Below are 17,067 nucleotides of genomic sequence, written 5' to 3'. Positions count from 1 at the left end.
GGCGGAAGCCAGCCCCATACCGCTGGTACCGCCGATGACGATGACCTTCTGCCCGGTGAAGTCGAGAGTGTTGCTGGACATGCGTGTACTCCTCGATGCGTGTTTCGCACGGGGTTACGGGGAGCCGTAGCGGCTCGCGCTGCGTGCGATATACGGATAAAAGGGACCATGTAGAGATGCCTGCGCTCGGGAGCGGGGGTCCCGAGCATGGAGATATGCCTATTACTTGTGAAACGCAAGTAATGGCTCGATGTCGCCGAGTTGCTGCAACTGACGCAGAGCGTTGGCCCGGGCCGATGGCCCTGACCTCTTGGCGCAGCCGTTCCTCGAACGTTTGGGCAGGTCTCAGACTGTAGGGCGCTCCATGTGGCTCCGGTAGAGGATCAGCGCGAATGTGGGTATAAGGGATGACTATGCCGCAGGGGAAGGAGCCGTAGTCGTGAACCGCGACGGTGGTCTCGGCGCCCGCATGTCCGCAGCCCTCATCAGGGGAGCGTGACTGCTTCGGCGTCCACACCTGCTGCCGTGCCGACAGCCCGGGCAGCTTCCGTGCCCGGTCGGAGGGCGATCGCACCGAACGCGATGCGTAGTCACCGTGGGGACGCCTGGGTACGCACCCGCACCGAGCGGTCCATGGGACGCGTCGTATGCGTGCGACGGTGGTTGTTGATGTGAGCCTCCTCTGTGACGTCCCCAGGGGCAGTGCGTCGCCCCCCGGGTCCCAAAGGGGTCGTCGCCGGGTCGTGAGTCACCGGCCGTGCGGTCGCCGGGGACGTCCCGGCCTGGGCGGTGGATGACGCCGCGGGCTGCCGGCCGCTCGGCGACGCGGACGCGCACTCATCGGCGGCGGGGAATGGTTCGGTGGCACCGCCACACCGTGTGACTGGTTCCACAGGCCGACATCACCTTCTTAATATGCATCTCAAATGCAACTTTAGTTAGTGTGTGGTCAGCGCTCCGGTCGAGTTCGCCGGTCCGCTCCGGTGATCCGTTCGTGCGGTGCGCCAGGCCGCTCCGGCCCTGTGCCGGGTTGCTTGTGGTGCCCGCGATGCGCTCGGCAAGAGCGCAGGTGTCAGATATGAGGAGTCCGCATGCTGTCCACTCAGGCGCTGCCCGTGGTCCGTGCCACCGCCCCGGTGGTGGGGGCCAACATCTCCGCCATCTCCGAACTGTTCTATCAGCGGCTCTTCGAGGCCCATCCCGAGCTGCTGAGGGACCTGTTCAACCGGGGGAACCAGGCCAACGGCAGCCAGCGCGACGCGCTGGCGGGAGCGGTCGCCGCGTTCGCCTCCCTGCTGGTGGAGCGGCCGGATGAGCGGCCCGACGCCATCCTGGGCCGGATCGCCAACAAACACGCCTCCCTCGGCATCACCTCCGACCAGTACACGATCGTCGCCCGACACCTGCTGGGAGCCATCCCCGACGTCCTGGGAGACGCTGTCACCCCCGAGGTCGCGGCCGCCTGGGACGAGGTCTACTGGCTGATGGCCAATGCCCTGATCGCCATGGAGGCCCGCCTGTACGCCCAGGCATCGGTCGCGGACGGCGACGTGTGGCGGCAGATGGAAATCGTGGAGCGCGAGGAGGTGTCCGAGGACGCGGCCTCCTTCGTCCTGCGACGGACCGACAACACCCGCGCACCGTCTTTCCGGCCCGGGCAGTACGTCAGCGTTCAGGTCGAACTCCCCGACGGCGCACGGCAGATCCGGCAGTACAGCCTCTCGGCTGCTCCCAGTCAGAAGGACTGGCGGATCACCGTCAAGCGGGAGCGGTCCCTGGACGGCATCCGACCCGAAGGCGAGGTGTCGACCTGGCTGCACACCCACGCACAGGTCGGTGACGTCCTTAACGTCTCGCTGCCCTTCGGAGACCTGATCTTCCCCGACGCCGACACACCGTTGCTGTTGGCTTCCGCAGGCATCGGCGTGACGCCCATGCTCTCCATGCTGGACCACTTGGCGAATACGGGCTCCACGCGACGGGTCATCGTCGTGCACGCCGACCGCTCGCCGGCCACGCATGCCCACCGCTACGAGCACGTCGAGCTGGTCGACCGCCTGGCGGGCGGATCGATGCACCTGTGGTACGAGTCGGGCGCCGACGCACATCCGGCACTGAAGGCCGCGGACGGACGGGCTGATCTCAGCGATTTCGCGCTGCCGCAGGGCACGACGGCCTACCTCTGCGGCCCGCTGCCCTTCATGCAGTCGGTGCGCGGTCACCTGATCGGCAATGGTCTGCCCCCGGCATCGGTGCACTACGAGGTGTTCGGGCCCGACCTGTGGCTCAGCAGGCAGTAGCCCGAACCCGCCGGGCCACCCGGGCCGGGTGGCCCGGGTGGGGCTCAGTCGGCCGGGCGCAGGAACTTTCGCGCGGCCGGGAGATGCGCGGGTTCCACCCGGTGCCCTCCGTCGTGGGTCAGCAGGTCGACGCCCGCGCCCCTGGCGCGCAGTTGAGCGGCCAGGAGCTGGGTTTGTTCGGGGCGCGCCATCGGGTCCTGCAGCCCGTTGGAGATCAGTACCCGCCGGCCGGTGAGGTCGGCCGCGGGTGGCTTGGTCAGTGGGGGCACGGAGGCGATGAGGACGGCGCCGGCGAGCAGTTCGGGGTGGAGGAGCAGGAGTGCTGCCGCCATGTTGGCGCCGTTGGAGAAGCCGACGGCGACCAGGGACCCCGGCTGCAGGCCGTAGGTGCTGCCGGCTGTGTTGATGAAGTCGGCGAGCTGGTCGGCTCGTTCCCGCAGGTCGTCCTCGTCGAACACGCCCTCCCGCAACCGCCGGAAGAACCGGGGCATGGTGCCCTCCAGGACGGTGCCCCGCGGGGAGAGCAGCGCCGATCCCGGCGCGAGGTCCTCACCCAGCGGCACCAGGCCGTGTTCGTCGTCGCCGGTTCCGTGGAGGAGCAGCAGGGGCGGTACGGAGCTTCCAGGCCGCCATACGTGAGGTCGGTTCATCGCTGCGGTGGTGTCGGGCATGGCGGTCCTTCGGGCAGGGGAAGTGTGCGGGACGGGCCGGACGCCGGGGGCAGGGCGTCCGGCGTCCGGGGTCAGAGCACCTGGTGGCCGTACATCTCGCCGAGCGGGTCGGCGATGAGCTCCAGCCGCGCTCCGTCCGGGTCGCGGAAGTAGACCGAGACCTCGCTGTGGATGACGTGGTCGATGCCGTTCTGCTTCAGCTTGTCGACCAGGTGCCGCCAGCGTTCGGGGTCGACCGAGATGGCGACGTGGTGGAGGCCTCCGAGCACCTCGGCATACGGACCGAGATCCAGCCCGGGGAAGTCGAAGAAGGCCAGCAGGTTGCCGTTGCCGATGTCGAAGAAGAAGTGGGAGGAGCCGGGGTAGTCCCGGTTCTCGATGAGCTCGGTGAGCGGGAACTCCAGGATGTCCTGGTAGAACCGCACGGTTGTCAGCACATCGCTGCTCAGCAGGGCGGTGTGGTGCAGGCCGCGCGCGGAGGAGGCCGGGCGCCGGTCGGCGGGACGCAGATGCTCCACACGGATCCGGTTGCGATTCGTCTCAAGCGCGGCAGGGTCGGTGGTGGTCATGATGTGACTCCTTGTCTCGGGTTGTGCAGTGAGGTGCTGGGTCTGGGAGGTGCTTGTCGCCGTCAGCGGATGTGCCGGGCTCAAGGGGAGGGGCACCTGCTCGGCTGCCCGGTGGGCAGTGCCCGTGCCGGGCGCGGTTGTTTGCTCCTTGCCCCGAAAGGCTCAGGCGGCTGTGGTCGAAGGAGGCCGCATGACGTCGTCCGAGGTGGCATGGCCGCCGTCACCCGCGAGCGAACGCGCCGGTTGCCTTGTGGCGTCGAGGTAGCGGGAGGCCCATTGGGCGAGGATTCCGGCGGCGTACGCGGCGTCGTCCTGGCGGGTGAGCATGTGATCTGCGCCGTCGAGCGAGACGAAGGATTTGGGGTGGAGTGCCCGCTTGTAAATGTCGCTGGCGTTCCCGATGCCGACGACCTCGTCCTGGGGTGAGTGCATGACCAGCAGCGGGCAGCCGAGTTCGCGGATCCTGCGCTGCTGCGGTTGCTCCGCGAGGTCCTCGAGGAACTGCTCGCGGATGAGGAAGGTACGGCCGCCCAGGCTGAGCTCGGCCTCCCCGTCGGAGGCGATGCGGTCACGGATCGGGGCGAGCAGGTGCTGCACATGCCACGGGTCCGCCGGGGCGCCGATGGTGGCGACGGCTTGGACCTCCGGGATGCGCTCGGCAGCGGCGATGGCAGCGGCACCCCCGAGTGAGTGACCGATGAGCAGGGCAGGGGCCTGGTGGCTGCCGCGCAGGTAGTCGGCCGCGCTGACCAGGTCGTCGACGGTGGAGGTGAAGTTGGTCTGAGAGAACTCGCCCCCGGATTCGCCCAGCCCGGTGAAGTCGAAGCGGAGAGCCGCCACGCCGCGCTCGGCGAGGGCACGGGCGATGCGCACGGTCGCCGCACTGTCCTTGGAGCAGGTGAAGCAGTGGGCGAACAGCGCATAGGCTCTCACGTCCCCGGGCGGCTGCTCGAGTCTGCCCGCGAGGCTCTGCCCGTGGGCTCCGGGGAACGTCACGACAGTCGTACGTCTGGCCATGGATCCTCCTCCCTTATTGCGCCTGCTGCACCGCACAGCACAGGTGCAGGCAATGGCGCTGCCGGGTCAGCAGTCGCCGCACTGGTTGAATGCTAAACCATTTCCGTGAGATTGCAGCTTTCCCCGCCCACTTTCAGGAAGGGGTGAAGCCGTCGCGATGCGCCGCACGATGCGCAGGCGCTCAGGGGCTGCCCGGCAGGCGGACTGCGCAATGCCGTGACCTGTCGTGGTGGGGTCGTGGTCGGGGCGCCGGCCCGCACCCTTCGGTCGTCCAATCGCTTGCGTCCCCGCAAGGACGCGGGCAGCAGCGGCCGGACGAACTCCCACTCGGCATCGGACAGTTCATGGCGTCGTATCACCCAACCATGATCCACTACTCAAGATCATTTGACGATAACGCCTGGTCGCCTTCACGCCTGGGCCTGCCGCGATGAGCCCTCGGCGATGGAGGGGAGAGTCGCTGCCCGGCCGGGTTGGGGTGGTCGGGGTTATTCCGTGTCTGCGGTGTGGTGGTCCATGACATAGCCCACCCTGCAAGAAGTTGAAAAGTTAACTACCTGGCACCGGCTCTCGCAACATCGGCTGTTCTTCCCCAACGGCGCGGCCGGCATGATGGTGGTCACCACGCCATTCCGGCGTGGTCGGAGTCCTTGATGATCTGTGGGGGAGCGTCAGTTAGGCATTGTTAGGCATCGTCATCTGAGTGTCAGTGGCGCATGCTCAGTGACCTGATGGTTGGCACTGACGGATGGTGCTCACCTGCTGCTGACATGAGTGACGAAAGGCCATGTCATTGTGACGCCGACCGCTACAGCGGGCGTGTGCGAGCGCAGCTGAAGGTCATCGCCGAGGACTTTCGCCGCGGGGGAGGACGTGGCGAGCGGGACCAGAGGTCGCCCGCCGCGTCCACGGCCCGCGCCACCACCCGCATCGCGGTCGTCTTGCCCGCACCCGCCGGCCCGAGCCCGCCAGCAGCAGCCGGTGCGACAGCGCGAACGAGGCGGCCAAAGCGCGCTGCCCGGCATCCAGCGGACCCCGGTGCAGGGCGGCGACCCGGTAGAGCGTGCCCCGCCTCACCGGCGGGATCACCTGCCTGTGGGCACCGGCCAGCAGCCCGTTCTCGGCCGCCGGCAGGCTGTGCGTGGTGTGCCAGACTCGCAGGCTGGCCAAGCTCGTCGCCTACATGGTCAGCTCCCACGCTGCGGTCGCGTGCCTGTGGGTGTCCGCCTCGGCGAGCACGTGCGGCCGTCTGACCCTGATCTGGCCGGAGTTCGCGCACGAGTTCGGGTACGCTGGAGCACGGCTCGAAGGTCACGCGGGAACTGGACGCCTCGGACGCCGTGCCGGCGCACCCGCAGAACACCGGCAAGGACAGGGTCTACTGGGATTTCGAAGCGGCGTTCGTGGACGAGGACACCATCGTTGCCGGCACCTCCGAATGCGATGGTCAGTATGGGTCGGTCCGTCACTGGCTGGTCGATGTAAAGGGAATGGACCTGCTTGGCGAGATCTCCTACCCCGTCCCAGTCTCGGGACCTGCGCGCGCAGCTGGGGGCGGCAGGTGGTACACGATCTCGAAGGACGGGACTACGGTGCGCCTGTGGGAGCTCGCCCAAGTGAACTGACGTTGGCCTGGTGGCGATCGTGCCATTCGGGGAACGTCGCCTGCTGGCACCCAGTAATCCTGGGGCGTGAGATACGCGCAGGGTGTGGGTTGACCGACGCCGAGAGCAGCAAGCGGGAGCAATTGCGGCTTCAGGCCGTGGAACGCTTCGAGACCGGGCACAAGAACGCAGATGTCGCTGCAGCGCTGCGAGTAAGCGTGCGGTCGGTGGAGCGGCGGCGCCGAGCCTGGCGCGAACAGGGCGAGGCCGGGCTACTGTCGAAGGGCTCGCCGGGCCGGTCAAAACTCGGCGAGACGCAGGTCGCCCCGCATCCAGCTCGGCGGTCCGATCGTCGGTGTCGTCCCTCGACTGGCCCGGGAGTATCAACACCGGCCGACCACCATGGTCCTTGCAACGTAGGCAAGGGAATGGACAGTTGCCCACGCGGAGGGTGGGCTGTCCCCTCCGGCCGACACAATCAGTTCTTCTGGGTCTCGCCCTGGCCGCGGCAACCCTTGCCGGCATCAGCGCTGTCGGCGCTGTCAGCTCCGAGGCCGCCTCGTCTCCGAACATCACCCAAGACGAGTGCATGTCCGCCGCGGACAGATCACCTCACGCCCCTACGACGGCACCGTCTGCACCATGCCCGACGGGTCCACGCAGTCGATCACTTGGTCGTCCCGTAGAAGTCTGAGCCGAGGCCGACCCGGGCGGCAGCCCCAACCGCCATGCGGCTCACGGCACACGGCACTCTCCGGGGTCTACCAGACGCCACAACAGCACGACCACGGAGCCGACCGGCACGGTACACCGCCGGTCGGCTCCGCCGTGCTCCCCGACGATGCCGGGGAGGACTCCGCCGTTCGGCCCATCAAGGGCACCGGCCGCAGCGCCGAAAAGGATCAAGCGGAGTCGCCCCGCCCCCGTGTTCCGGTACACCTCCGCGCCCCCGGCCGCCTGGATGACGGCGGTCCTGTGCCCCGGCCGCCAGGCCCGGAGGAGATCCCGCATGCGCGTCTTCCTGGCCCTGACCGCCGTCACCACCGCCGCGCTCCTGCTCGTCACGGTCACCGGCGCGACTCCCGCCGCGGCAGACCGGAACCCCGACAGCACACCACTGACCAAGGTGTCCCAGGGGGACCCGTACGCCGACTGCACCATCGGCGCGAGGTCCCCCGACAGCGTCGTCTACCCGGGCACCGAGGTCGAGCCGTACCTCTCCGTCGATCCGCGCGACCCGAAGCGCGTGGTTACCGTGTTCCAGCAGGACCGCTGGAACGACGGCGGCGCCCGCGGCCTGGCGGCCGGCTGGACCAGGGACGGCCGCACCTTCCACCGGAGCACGCTGCCGTTCAGCCTGTGCGCCCCCGGCGGCGCGGACTTCGAACGGGCCTCCGACCCCTGGGCGAGCACCGGACCGGACGGTACCGTCTACGCTGGCGGAGAGGGCGTCGACTTCACGAGGAGCACACGCAGTGCCCTCCTGGCCGCCACGTCCCGCGACGGCGGCCGCACCTGGCGGAACCTCACCACCACACACGTCGACGAACAGCCGTTCTTCAACGACAAGCCCTCTCTCACCGCCGACCCGATCCGCAAGGGCACCGCATACCAGGTCTGGGACCGTCTCGACAACGACCCTCCCGGACCGAGCTCCCTCGACGGTCCGGGCTACATCTCCCTCACGCGCGACGGCGGCCGCACCTGGAGCAAGGCTCGGCCGTTCGTCGACACCAGCACCGTGCCCAACACCCAGACCATCGGCCATCTGATCGTCGTCGACCGGCGCACCGGCACCCTGTACGACTTCTTCGACCGGATCACCTACTCCGACGACCTGAGCACCGTTGTCGAAGCCCACTACGCGATGGTTACCTCGACCGACGCCGGAGAGACCTGGAGCCCCCCGATCACCGTGGCCCGGGACACCTCCGTACCGGAGGTCGACCCGAACGACCCCACCAAGCCGCTGCGCGCCGCGGCCACCCTGCCCAGCCCGGCCGTCGACCCCAGGACGGGCACGCTGTACATGGCCTACGAGGGCTCGGACTTCTCCGGCGGCAGGTTCGACTCCGTCCAGCTCGTGCGCTCCACCGACGGCGGACGCACCTGGGGGACCCCAGAGCTGATCAGCCCGGAAGGCGTGCCGGCGTTCTCACCGTCGATCGCGGTCGACGAGCGGGGCACGGTCGCGCTCACCTACTACGACCTGCGCTTCCTCAAGCCGGGCGACACCACCACCCTGCCCACTACCTATCAGCTGGCCACACTGCCGCACGGCGACCCGAAGCACCGGACCGGACGACGGATCTCGCGGGTCTTCGACTGGCTGCAGGCGCCGTTCGCCGGGGGCTATTTCCTCGGCGACTACCAAGGCCTGGTGGCGGACGGCAAGGGAGTACGGGCGGTGCTCACCGAGACCCACTCCGGCGCACCACAGAACCGTACGGACGTGTACTCGGGCAGTCTCCGCACCCGGTGACTGCCCAGGACGCCACGACAGTTCGAGTGAATCTCGGTCCGGTCGGCCGTGTTGGTTCACCTCGCACGGCCCAGGGACGGCTCGGTGTTGTTGCATCTGGGAGCACGTCGGACGTGATCACGATTGACGTCGGGTCGGAGGAAGAGGAACGCCAGCTGCATGAGTTGCTTGCGCGTGAACTGGGCTTCCCGTCGTTCAACGGGCGCAACTGGGATGCGTTCTGGGACGCTGTGACGGGCTTGGCCGAGATCCCTGGCCACCTTCGGTTCGTCGGCTGGGCTCACCTCTCGGAGAGCGTGCCGCGCGGAGCCGCCATGCTCGCCTACCAACTCGACCAGTACCGCCGCGAGTACTGGCCCGATCTGAAAGTCGAGTTCGACGGGTTGGCCGGATCCGAGACCTGAGCTTGGGAATTCAGAGTGAAGCTAAGGAGTGATGAACCGTGCGCGTCGTCCTCTTCCAACCACCCGCGTCCGGGCGGGAAGCGCCGGCCGCTTCGCTGGCTGGGGCCCTGGCTGTGCCGGGCATCAACTTCGGCGACCTCATGCGCGCGCACCTCTTGCAAGGGACCGAGCTGGGGATCCGAGCCGTCGAGATCATGAACTCCGGCAGACTGCTCCCGGACGAGATCTTCACCGTGATCATCGGAGACCGCCTGCACCGGGCGGCCCCCGCGGACTTCCTCCTCGACGGACACCCGCGCAGCGCCGCCCAAGCGCTCGCTCTGGACGAGCTCCTCCACGAGCTCGGCAAGCCCCTCGACGCCGTGTTGCACCTGCACCTTCCCGAGGAGGAAGTCGAGCGTCGCGTCCGCCACCAGGCGGCTCGTCGCCTCTGCCGCAACGACCCGACCCACCGCTACGAGCCTGATGTGGATCGCCCCGTCCTCGACGACCTCTGTCACGTCTGCGGCGGTGAGCTCTATCAACGCGAGGACGACAACGAGAACAGCATCCGCGGTCGGTTCAGCAATCACGCAGCGATGATGGAGCCGATCACCGAGCACAACGCCGGGCATAACCTCCTCGTCACGGTCCACGCTGTCGGCACCTCCGACGAGATAACCAGGCGCGCGATCACTGCGCTCCGGCAGTACGGCCGCTGACATCGGCTGACGGGTGATGTGAAGCCGCTTGCGGAAGCTTCCCTCCGGGCGCTGGCGGGCTCGGTACAAGAGGCCTGACGGGCTGATGCGGTCGGCGCACGCGGTCTGACTGACTGCCAGTCAACGACGAAGGTTCAGAGTGGAGTTCATAGCTCCTGGGCTGGACTCTTGCCGTGTGGAGCGGGCGACGGGAATCGTATCCGCGTAGCTAGTTTGGAAGAGTGCGTATGTGGACGGCGGCTGACCTGGCAGGTCTCTGACCTGGACGGGAGCGTCTGTGACGCCGTGTTCCCCGTGAGTCCCCGGCAGATCCCGCCGTATCGGGCATGCGGCGGGCACGCGGGACACGTCCGGCCCTCTGCTTTTCGGGCGAGCTCGGATCTCTACCGCGCTTCGTAGGTGTCGATTTCTCAGTTGGTCCGCTGCCTACTGCGGCGGACCGGTCAAGCTCACGGCCCTTTCAGTCATGGAGTGCGAACGACGCCCGCTTTTGCCACTTCGCGCCGTCATACACCATGAGGTCGACTGACGAGGCCCGGGACGTGATGGGCAGTTTGCCGAGAAGGTCGGCTTCAATCTCATCCAGGACACCATCGTCCTGACCGTCAGCGATCGTCAAGTGGGGCACGACCTCGGTGAACTTGCCGCCATAGGGAGGGGCCTCGGGCCACCGGTCAGCAATCACCTCGGTGAGCCGCCGCAACTGTGTGTCTGGCTCAGGAGCGAGATACAGCACCCCCGGGAACCGTCCACAGCTCTCCCACCGCAGGTCAAAGGCATGGTGCCTGCCGAGCATGTCAGCGAGAGTCGAGCAGACACGCGCATCTATTCGGCTCTCGTCGAGGAACGGGAAGAGCACAGTGACATGTGCTGGAACCCCTGCTCGGGCTGACGGATCGAATCGTTCACGCCATGCGCGGACGGCTGGCTCGGCGTCCGGGAACCTGACGATGAGTCCCGTCTGGCCTGCCTGAAACCTACTCGTGCTGTCGTCTGCCATGACACGGCATGCTGCCACCTCAGAGGTCGACGGCAGCACTCAATATGCGTCCATGGGCATGAGCGATCCGTGGCACAGGGCAGATTTGCGCGCGAGGTCGGCGGAACGACTTTGGGCGGGAGCTGCTTTGGCGCGAGTGATCATGGCCCCCTACGCTGGCCCGCGGATCGGGCAGGCTTGTGGACCTGTGAAGTCCCCCCGGTGTTGAGCCGATGGCGTACCCGTTTGCCGCTGGAGGTGTCCAAGGGCGCGCTGCCGACGTAGCTGGCGAAGTGGTGTTCTGTCGGGAAGCGGCTGATGTCGCCGACGTGGCCCGGGAGCTTCGCAGCCAGTACCGTGCCCAGTCCGGGCAGCGACGTCAGGTTGGTTCGTGCGGCAGCGGGAGCATCGCGCATCTGGGCCTCGTTGTCCTTGACCTGCCGGTCAAGCCTGCGCAGGTCGGCCAGCAGATCACGAGCGATGTCCCGGCGGCAGTGGTCCGTCGCAGTGGCCGGCCGGATGCCCTTCATCAAAGTCGCGGCCTTCTCTGCCGACAGCCGTGTGGGGGCGCCACCGGGCAATAGGTCGCGAAGTACCGCGTGGAGACGGTTGACGATACGGGTCCGCTCGCCGGTCAGGTCGTCGTGCCGCTCGGTCAGCAGCCGCAGGATCGTGGACTGGTCCTCCGCGGTGACCTTGCGCAGATCAGTGCGGAAGAGCGCGACCTGGGCCACGTGGAGAGCGTCCGCGGGGTCGGTCTTCCGGTCCCCGCCGGTGGCCAGAAGACGGGCCCTGGCCGACAAGGTGGAAGGCACGTCGACGACATCCTCGTCCGCGGCGGCCAGCTGCTGAGCAAGAGACCGACCGAGACCGCTGGCGCCTTCGATCGCGAACCGGCGCTCCGGCCACTGCGCGCACCAGTGCAGAAGCCGACCGGAGGTCCCGGAGTTGACGACGAACCGCCGCTGACCAATCTTGTGGCCTGCTGCATCGACAGCGACTGCGGTGTGCGAGGACTTGTGGGGATCGATCCCGATGATGATCATGTGCATCCTGACCTGGCGGCTGACGGGCAGAAATGTGCGGTGGGCACTCTGACTTGAAGTAGCAGTCACACACATTCATGCCTCTGTCGAGCCACACCGCGCGGGTGCCGGACGGCGGCGGCACGCGAATCATGAGCCAGCCCGCAGGGCGGCAAGACACTACACGAGCCCGTGCCGACCGGCACCCTGGACGCTACGGCTGCAGACCGAGCGCCTGCGGTCGATTCAACAAGTCAGACACTCCCGCGCTCGGTCGAGTTGATCCTCGTAGGCCTCTGTTGGTAACGGCTGAATCGTGGGCCGTGGGCACCAGTGAGCCGGGTGTCAGTTGCTGGTCGGCCCAGATCAGTTTGCCGTCGGGTGTGTAGCGGGTTCCCCATCTGCGGGACAGCTTTGAGACGAGGAGGAGGCCGCGGCCGTTCTCGTCGGTGGTGCGGGGATGGCGCAGGCGTGGGTAGCTGCTGCTGGTGTCGGAGACCTCGCAGGTCAGCACATCATGTCGGATGAGGCGCAGGCCGATGATGCCGGTGCCGTGACGGATGGCGTTGGTGACCAGTTCGCTGACGATCAGTTCCGTGGACTCGGCCAGTTGCTCTAGTCCCCACTGGTTCAGCTGGCGGATGGCCAGGGCGCGGGCATGGCTGACGACGGCTGGGTCGGCCGGCAGCTGCCATGAGGCGACCTGGCTCGGACCCAGCGTGCGGGTTCGTGCGAGGAGCAGTGTGACATCGTCACTCGGTGCCTTGGCCGGCAGCGTGTCGATCGCGGACGAGCAGAGGGATTCCAGGGGGAGGCCGGGGCGTGCCAGGGCGGTTGCCAGCCGGTCCATGCCGACGTCGATGTCCTGGTCGCGGGACTCGATCAGGCCGTCGCTGTAGAGGGCGAGCACGCTTGCCTCGGGCAGTTCCAGCTCCACGGACTCAAAGGGGAGCAGCCCGAGACCGAGCGGGGCTCCAGTGGGCAGATCCGGGAAGGTGACGTCGCCGTGCGGGTCGACGATCGCGGGCGGGGGGTGGCCGGCCCGGGCCATCGTGCAGGTGCGGGTGGCCGGGTCGTAGACGGCGTACAGGCAGGTGGCCGCCATCGTCACGGTGTCCGGATCCCTCGGGTCGGCGTCCGCCTCGGTGAGGTGGACGATCAAGTCGTCGAGGTGGGCCAGCAGTTCGTCCGGGGGAAGGTCCATGGCGGCCAGGGTGCGTACGGCGGTGCGGAGTCTGCCCATGGTCGCCGCGGCGTTGATGCCGTGTCCGACCACGTCGCCGACGACCAGTGCGGTCCGGGCGCCGGGCAGCGGGATCACATCGAACCAGTCACCCCCGACGCCGTAGTGACCGTCGGCAGGCAAGGTAGTGCCAGGCCACCTCGGCGGCCGACCCGCCGGTTGCGCGGCGGGGGAGCAGGTGGCGCTGCAGGGCCAGGGCCGCGGAGCGTTCGCGCGCATATCGGCGTGCATTGTCCAAGGACAGCGCGGCCCAGCTGACGACTTCCTCGGCCAGGAGCAAGTCGTCCTCCTCGAACGGCAGACGGTCCTGCGTCCGCGCGAACACCGCCATGCCCAGCACGGCGCCCCGCGCGTGGATCGGGACGACCATGAAGGAGTGCATCGCGTGTTCGCGGAACTTCTGTGCCTGTGCCGGGTCCTCCTGCCCGAGGCAGGAGCCGGGAGAGATGTCCAGTGTCGACTCGAAGTAGGACTCTCCGGAGCGCAGGACGCGGGCGAAGGGACAGTCCTGCGCGATAAAGACCGGCTCCCCCCGCGCGAACACGGACTCCGGTGACCCCTGGCGGATCGAGGCCAGGCCCACGCGACGGAAGGTGGGGATACGTCCGCCCAAGCCGAAGCGGGCCAGGGGCTCCTCGCCGAGCGGGACCGACTCCGCCAGGTCGACGGCGGCGTAGTCCGCGAAGAGCGGCACCGCGAGGTCAGCCAGTTCCTGCGCGGTTCGCATGACGTCCAAGGTGGTTCCGATCCGCTTACTGGCCTCGCCCAAGATCGCGAGACGCTCGCGCGCCCGTCGGCTGTCGGTGACATCGAAACTCAGCTGGCATACGCCCAAGGCACGACCGTCTGCGCCGTCAAGGCGGTGGTAGGAGGCCGTCATCGTACGGTCGTCGCGCACATTCGTCGGCAGAAAGGCCCGGTATTCCACGTTGAGCGCCGGGGCGCCGCTCGCCAGCACCTGGTGCATCAGCGTCTCCAGCGTTTCGGTCTCCCGCCTGGCGCTGCCTCCGTCAGCCTGCGCCCCAGCCGCCGCTGGATAGGGATGCCGTCCTTGGAGCCCTGGGTGCCATTCACCCAGGTGCAGCGCAGCTGGGTGTCGCGTATCACGACGCCGATCGGTAGGCGGCGGTCCAGCGCAGTCTGGAGCGAGTCCACTACCGAGCTGTTTGCCGCCCACGAGGAAAGCGCGGCCTTGTCAGTCGCCGATACGACCCAGCGGGCCCGGCCGTCCTGTCCTGACAGCGACGACACGCACAGGCGCACGTCGATCCTGCGGCCGTCGCGGTGACGGAGCTCCGCGAAGCTGATCCAGCGACCCTGGGCACTGCTCTGCTCGGAGAACGCCGATGCCTTCGACCAGTCTTCAGCAGATGCCAGCAGGAGGGCAGCGGACCGCCCCACCATGTGCGCGGCCGAGTAGCCGACAAGCCGCTCGGCCGCCTGCGTCCACCCGACCACCGTCCCCTCCGTGTCGAGAAGGGCTATCGCCGCGCTGGCCGTCTGGAAGGCGGTCTGAGCCGAGGTGATTGCCATTCCTGTGGAACCGTCCATCGCTCCTCCCGTCTGCGCCCCTGCGATGAGGTTCGCCTCGGGCTTGGCCCTTTGCGTGTCCGGGGTAGCCGACCGGTCGGCTGGCTCGTTTCGCATCTTCCCAGGCTGCGCTCGCGACCAGGGGTGACGCTATGACCAACTTTGTCGCCTTTGGTAGGAGCAGCCTCTCAAGAGGCGTGATCTAGCCGCGTACCTCATGGGAGCTGCCGGGACGTGGAGGTTGTCTCAGGAAGTGGTGTACGGGATTGCGCCTGATCCGGGGCCGGGACGCGCCGGATCGCGCTCGGCGTGCCTTTCGCCGTGACCCTGGACGCGCAAGAGCTCCACCGGCCGCCGCACCCGCAACCCGCAGACGTGTCGGTGGACTCCCCTACAGTGGGGCCCCTCATCTGCACGTCGATGCCGGTGATCTCTTCGTCCAGGGCCCAGCACTGACCTGGCCCGGGTGTGTACCCCGGCCGCGGCGATGGTTTCCGTACCGTCGGCACCACGGCGCCGCCATCACCGCCCTGCGCCCGGCCCACCACGTGATCGTCGACGCCGACGGCGTGGAACACGGATACGACCGGCTGCTGCTGGCCACCGACTCCCGGCCGCGGACCCTGCCCGGGTTCGACGGGCCCCGGCGTGCACCTGCTGCGGACGCTGCACAACGCCCTGGCATCGCGCGGGGAACTGACCGACGGCGCCCGGGTGATCCTCGGCGCCGGCTGGATCGGCTGCGAGGTCGCCGCCGCCCACACCCGTGGAGCACAGGTGACCATGGTCGACCCGGCACCGCTGCCCCTGCGGCGCGTCCTCGGCGACCAGGTCGGACAGCGGGCCCCTAGCAACGCCTGGGTGGACATCGGGTCTCGCCCTACGGGCCGTATGGGCAGAAACGATGGTCCCCCGGTGAGTCTGGTCGTGGTCACGGGCGACGATGCCGGGCCGCGACTGTGCCAGGGGCGGGGGATCGCCACATTCACATTACGAAGAGCCTTCCAGCCTCCGGAGAAAGCCGGTGGTCATGCCCCTGATCAGCGGTGCCGATGCCTCCGGTGCCGATGACACCACCCCCGGGCCATGCGTTCGACAGGGGGACCAGTCATGCCGGCTCCAGAGGCCAGGAGCCCCATTGCGGGGCCACGAAGAAGGTAATGGGGGCTGACCGGCGCTGGGAGGCCGCGCCTATTAACCGGGAGGAATCAGGACCTGGCCCAAGCCCCCCTGACCTTTGACTTCTTCTCGGCAGGCGGCCTAGATTATCGATTAGTTGACCGGTCGGCTAGCGACCGGAACCGTCTCACGGATCCCCGCCCTCCTCTCGAAGAAGGTCATCATGAGCACTCAGCAGCAGAAGGTCGCCGTCATCACCGGCGCCTCGCAGGGCATCGGCGCCGGCCTGGTCGACGCCTACCGCAAGCTCGGCCACGCCGTCGTCGCCACGTCCCGCACCATCGCCCCCGTCGACGACGCGGACGTCCTGACGGTTCAGGGCGACATCGCCGACCCCGCCACCGCCGAACGTGCCATCGCCGCCGCCGTGGATCGGTTCGGCCGCGTCGACACCCTGGTCAACAACGCGGGAATCTTCATCGCCAAGCCCTTCACCGACTACACCCAGGACGACTACGCCGCGATCGCCGGCGTGAACCTCGCCGGCTTCTTCCGCATCACCCAACTGGCCATCGAGCAGATGCTCACCCAGGGCGGTGGTCACATCGTCAACATCACGACCAGCCTGGTCGACAACGCCGACTCCCGAGTCCCCTCGGTGCTCGCCTCGCTCACCAAGGGCGGTCTGCAGTCCGCCACCAAGTCCCTGGCCATCGAGTACGCCGGTCGCGGCATCCGCACCAACGCCGTCTCGCCGGGCACCATCAAGACCCCCATGCACCCCGAGGAGTCCCATGAGGTCCTCGCAGCCCTGCACCCCGTCGGCCGGATGGGTGAGCAGAGCGACATCGTGGACGCGGTGATCTATCTGGAGAACGCCCCGTTCGTCACCGGCGAGATTCTCCACGTCGACGGCGGCATGAGCGCAGGCCACTGAACACCGAAAGGAGAACCGTGATGCAGAGCACGACAGACACCGAAGCGATCCTGCGCGACGTCCTCGACCGGTGGAAGGAGGCCGTCGACCACCACGAGCCGGAGCGGGCCGCCTCCTGCTTCACCGAGGACGCGGTCTTCCAGGGGCTGCACCCCTACAGCGTCGGACGGCAGGGCGTCGCCGACTACTACGCGTCCCAGCCCCTGGGCCTGTCGGCCGACTATCGCGTCCTGGAGATCAGGCGCCTTTCCGACGACCTCGTGCTCGGATACCTGGCGATCGACTTCTCGTTCACAGACCGGCCCACGCTCGCCGTGAACCTCGGCGTCCTGCTGCGGCGTTCGGACGACGACTGGCTCATCGGCCACTACCAGGTCTCCCGCCTCACCTCCTAAGAGTCATCCTGTGATGGGATGCCGTCCGACCAGTTCCTGTTCGGGTGTCTCGCCTCTGGGTGGGGCGTTCCCTACTGGGGCGGCTGTTCCG

The 17,067-nt window shown here is 68.0% G+C and carries 15 protein-coding genes and 2 pseudogenes; 9 read left to right on the top strand and 8 right to left on the bottom strand.

Going from position 1 to position 17,067, the window contains the following annotated elements; genetic code table 11:
- Positions 1-1,091: 1,091 nt before the first annotated feature.
- Positions 1,092-2,300 carry a globin domain-containing protein gene (locus tag ACWDA7_RS40900; protein WP_450611648.1) on the top strand — a complete coding sequence of 403 codons (1,209 nt, stop codon included), beginning with the start codon at positions 1,092-1,094 and terminating at the stop codon, positions 2,298-2,300.
- A gap of 44 nt (positions 2,301-2,344) precedes the next feature.
- Here the strand turns inward: ACWDA7_RS40900 and ACWDA7_RS40895 are convergent, their stop codons facing one another.
- The 3 genes from ACWDA7_RS40895 to ACWDA7_RS40885 form a co-directional block, all read right to left on the bottom strand.
- Positions 2,345-2,971, bottom strand: a complete 627-nt coding sequence (locus ACWDA7_RS40895; RefSeq protein WP_450611646.1) for an alpha/beta hydrolase — start codon at positions 2,969-2,971, stop codon at positions 2,345-2,347.
- A gap of 71 nt (positions 2,972-3,042) precedes the next feature.
- Complete coding sequence (locus ACWDA7_RS40890) at positions 3,043-3,540, bottom strand: VOC family protein (protein ID WP_450611644.1); 498 nt, start codon at positions 3,538-3,540, stop codon at positions 3,043-3,045.
- A 162-nt stretch (positions 3,541-3,702) separates the two neighbouring features.
- The gene (locus tag ACWDA7_RS40885; protein ID WP_450611642.1) at positions 3,703-4,557 is read right to left on the bottom strand and encodes an alpha/beta hydrolase family protein; all 855 of its coding nucleotides are present in this window, start codon (positions 4,555-4,557) and stop codon (positions 3,703-3,705) included.
- A 1,340-nt stretch (positions 4,558-5,897) separates the two neighbouring features.
- Between ACWDA7_RS40885 and ACWDA7_RS40880 the strand changes: the two genes are divergently transcribed.
- From ACWDA7_RS40880 to ACWDA7_RS40860, 5 genes and pseudogenes are all read left to right on the top strand, one after another.
- Positions 5,898-6,182, top strand: a complete 285-nt coding sequence (locus ACWDA7_RS40880) for a hypothetical protein (RefSeq protein WP_450611640.1) — start codon at positions 5,898-5,900, stop codon at positions 6,180-6,182.
- A 66-nt stretch (positions 6,183-6,248) separates the two neighbouring features.
- Positions 6,249-6,487: pseudogene (locus ACWDA7_RS40875) on the top strand (helix-turn-helix domain-containing protein); the annotation flags it as partial.
- Between the two features lie 683 nt (positions 6,488-7,170).
- Positions 7,171-8,643, top strand: a complete 1,473-nt coding sequence (locus ACWDA7_RS40870; RefSeq protein ID WP_450611639.1) for a sialidase family protein — start codon at positions 7,171-7,173, stop codon at positions 8,641-8,643.
- Positions 8,644-8,756: 113 nt separating this feature from the next.
- Positions 8,757-9,047, top strand: coding sequence for a barstar family protein (locus ACWDA7_RS40865; protein ID WP_450611637.1), 291 nt, complete (start codon positions 8,757-8,759; stop codon positions 9,045-9,047).
- 38 nt (positions 9,048-9,085) lie between these two features.
- Positions 9,086-9,748: an adenylate kinase family protein gene (locus tag ACWDA7_RS40860; RefSeq protein ID WP_450611635.1), complete on the top strand. Its 663-nt coding sequence runs from the start codon at positions 9,086-9,088 to the stop codon at positions 9,746-9,748.
- Positions 9,749-10,208: 460 nt separating this feature from the next.
- Here ACWDA7_RS40860 and ACWDA7_RS40855 read toward each other — a convergent pair whose 3' ends face one another.
- The 5 genes from ACWDA7_RS40855 to ACWDA7_RS40835 all read right to left on the bottom strand — a co-directional run bounded on the left by ACWDA7_RS40855 (position 10,209) and on the right by ACWDA7_RS40835 (position 14,642).
- Positions 10,209-10,748, bottom strand: a complete 540-nt coding sequence (locus ACWDA7_RS40855) for a 2'-5' RNA ligase family protein (protein ID WP_450611633.1) — start codon at positions 10,746-10,748, stop codon at positions 10,209-10,211.
- 140 nt (positions 10,749-10,888) lie between these two features.
- On the bottom strand, positions 10,889-11,773 hold the full coding sequence (locus tag ACWDA7_RS40850; RefSeq protein ID WP_450611632.1) for an IS110 family transposase: 885 nt from the start codon (positions 11,771-11,773) through the stop codon (positions 10,889-10,891).
- Positions 11,774-11,966: 193 nt separating this feature from the next.
- Positions 11,967-13,118, bottom strand: a complete 1,152-nt coding sequence (locus tag ACWDA7_RS40845) for a SpoIIE family protein phosphatase (protein WP_450611630.1) — start codon at positions 13,116-13,118, stop codon at positions 11,967-11,969.
- Positions 13,084-13,962: a GAF domain-containing protein gene (locus ACWDA7_RS40840; RefSeq protein WP_450611628.1), complete on the bottom strand. Its 879-nt coding sequence runs from the start codon at positions 13,960-13,962 to the stop codon at positions 13,084-13,086. The genes ACWDA7_RS40845 and ACWDA7_RS40840 overlap by 35 nt, the downstream gene beginning before the upstream one ends.
- Positions 13,962-14,642: a PAS domain S-box protein gene (locus ACWDA7_RS40835; protein WP_450611626.1), complete on the bottom strand. Its 681-nt coding sequence runs from the start codon at positions 14,640-14,642 to the stop codon at positions 13,962-13,964. Before ACWDA7_RS40835 ends, ACWDA7_RS40840 begins: the two co-directional genes overlap by 1 nt.
- Before the next feature lie 528 nt (positions 14,643-15,170).
- On the opposite strand from ACWDA7_RS40835, the pseudogene ACWDA7_RS40830 reads away from it, so the two are divergent.
- The 3 genes and pseudogenes from ACWDA7_RS40830 to ACWDA7_RS40820 form a co-directional block, all read left to right on the top strand.
- Positions 15,171-15,596 (top strand): annotated as a pseudogene (locus ACWDA7_RS40830) (FAD-dependent oxidoreductase); the annotation flags it as partial.
- A gap of 271 nt (positions 15,597-15,867) precedes the next feature.
- Positions 15,868-16,581, top strand: coding sequence for an SDR family NAD(P)-dependent oxidoreductase (locus tag ACWDA7_RS40825; RefSeq protein ID WP_450611624.1), 714 nt, complete (start codon positions 15,868-15,870; stop codon positions 16,579-16,581).
- A 20-nt stretch (positions 16,582-16,601) separates the two neighbouring features.
- The gene (locus ACWDA7_RS40820; RefSeq protein WP_450611622.1) at positions 16,602-16,976 is read left to right on the top strand and encodes an SgcJ/EcaC family oxidoreductase; all 375 of its coding nucleotides are present in this window, start codon (positions 16,602-16,604) and stop codon (positions 16,974-16,976) included.
- Positions 16,977-17,067: the final 91 nt, after the last annotated feature.

It is taken from the genome of Streptomyces sp. NPDC001156 (genome assembly GCF_053598275.1).
Note: the sequence above shows the minus strand (reverse complement) of the source record. Positions and strands in the feature narration are given on the sequence as shown.